Source organism: Erwinia sp. B116, from assembly GCF_002865965.1.
Taxonomy (GTDB): Bacteria; Pseudomonadota; Gammaproteobacteria; order Enterobacterales; family Enterobacteriaceae; genus Erwinia.
On record NZ_JRZZ01000092.1, the window covers coordinates 1 to 2,164 of the forward strand.

Annotated in this window: 1 protein-coding gene; it reads left to right on the forward strand. The window is 44.2% G+C overall.

All coding sequences use genetic code 11. The annotated features are described in order from the left end of the window. Positions 1-164: 164 nt before the first annotated feature. Positions 165-2,164, forward strand: a 2,000-nt coding sequence (locus NV64_RS22630) for a lipase family protein (RefSeq protein ID WP_101506841.1), incomplete at its 3' end; no start/stop codon positions are given.

Below are 2,164 nucleotides of genomic sequence, written 5' to 3' on the forward strand. Positions count from 1 at the left end.
CTATTTCAACATTGCCATGGATGTTTAAAACTATGTCTATCAAAGTTGGGGCGGTATTTCTTGTTGCTGTGTTATTTTCAGAGATAATTAAGGTTGGAGCATTTTATTTTACAAGAGAAGAGAACTAATAATTTTTTATTAAACCTTAATAAGGAGGGATGTTTATGTCAGGCAGTTCATTAGTGACATCTGTGACGCATACAGAGGCAAAAGCTACGGTGGGAAAGCAGAAACCTTATTGGGTTGAATTTCAACTTGTAGATGAGAAAAATGTTCCAGTGGCGAATATGCCATGGACTGCCGAAAGTTCTCATCCGGTTTCCGGGCCAGTCGATAACTTTACATATACAGGTCAAAGCGATGCTGACGGACTTATCCGTATTGATATGCCACATGGACTTGAATTGAGGCTGACGTTAGATGGTAATCAACTGACTACGGAAATGGAAAAACGTGCATTGCGTGTTAGCAGGGATACGGAAAATGATTCTGTTGTGCGTCCTGAAGCTGAAGATAAAGGGTATATCTGGCATTATGCCGTGATTGGTGAACTTTGCCGGACGCTTCCTTCAGTTGAGTTAAGAAATGGGGAGGTCTGGCCGCCATTCCATTTCCCTCAGGATAAAATTATGAAAGGAGTGAAAATAAGAACCAATCAGCTGGAAAAACGACACGTGATTGAAATATGCCCTTTCAGAGCATGGGAGCTTGTTCTGCATCATCAAAAGGACTATTCCATTGCGAATGGAATTAACCTTGGGGCGGCAGCGACGCTTGCCTATGCAAATGACAGCACTCTGGATACGGTGTCAATTATGAGCTTTTTTGTTAACCAGTGTCAGGATCTTTCCCGGTTACCTCAGCTTTATAAAGACGGCGCTGCATGGAATACGTTAGTACAGGATGTTCCCTACAGTAAGCGATATTATCCCCCGGTGTTTATGGATACCTCGCGAGATACTTCGCCTAAGGCAGATGAGAAGAATCCACATGGAACAGCACAGACAGAGGAGGATACTGCAGCAACAAAGGCAGACGGTGATACGCAGCTTTATTATGTCTATAACGCGGATAAGGTGATTGTTGCCTGGCGTGGCACGGCCAGCTTGTTTGATGTGGGGACGGATATTGCGTTCAGACCAGTAAATTCAGAAATATGCGATATAGATAGAACGCAATGCACCATGTTACTTCCTAATGGGAAAGTGCATACCGGATTCTGGAGCGGATATAGTCGGATTGAGCTAAAATTTGAAAAAGAGATTGAAGACTTGTTCGATAAGTTGCAAGGTAGACTATTATTTATTTCTGGCCATAGCTTAGGTGGGGCTTTGGCTCTAATTCATGCAGCAAAATTGAAGAATTACAGTCCTCTCCTTTATACTTATGGAATGCCACGAACCTTTACCCGCGATGCCGTAATGCAATTGTCGGAGATTACCCATTTCCGTCATGTTAATGATAATGATCCGATTCCAGCTGTACCCGCGGAAGCCAACCTGGATAATGAGTTATATAAACTCTGGGGATGGCTGGGCGGTATTCTGGGCTTTTTCTGGTCACTGGGTGAACTTCTCGCTTACCAGATGGTTGCCTGGGGAGACTGCTTCTGGCACCACGGCAATACGGTAGCCTTTCTCACCGTCACCCAGAGTCGGGAATGGAAAGAGTGCAAGAGAGATCTGCCGACTCCGGCGGGATGTATTACCATCATAAATTCACTGCCCATTAAGGCTAAACTTTACCTGGTCCCTGCGCTGGCGGAGCAGGAGATGCAGCAGGCTGGTCAGAAGCAGAAAGAGTTTAAAGCGTCATTAACGCAGGCAGATCTAACGGACTTTTTCCCCAAAGGCAGTAATCCGGACAGAGGCGCTAATATAAATCTTTTTGAACACTTTATGACCTCCTATATGCCCTATATGTATAACAAGGTGTTAGAGCTGATTGATAATGCCGGGATAGTGGAAAAGCGTACCTTTACTGAGCATCTGCATAACGTTGATTCATTCAGGGAGCAGATGGCAGAAAATAAAAATGGCATACCGGAGAAAGAGTTAGTAAGAAATAACATCTTTCTGAATATAGAAGGGCTGCTTGGCGTATCGCTTTCCCCTACGTTATCTATGCCGTCAGGCAACGATACACTTTTGCGGTTTGCTCAATA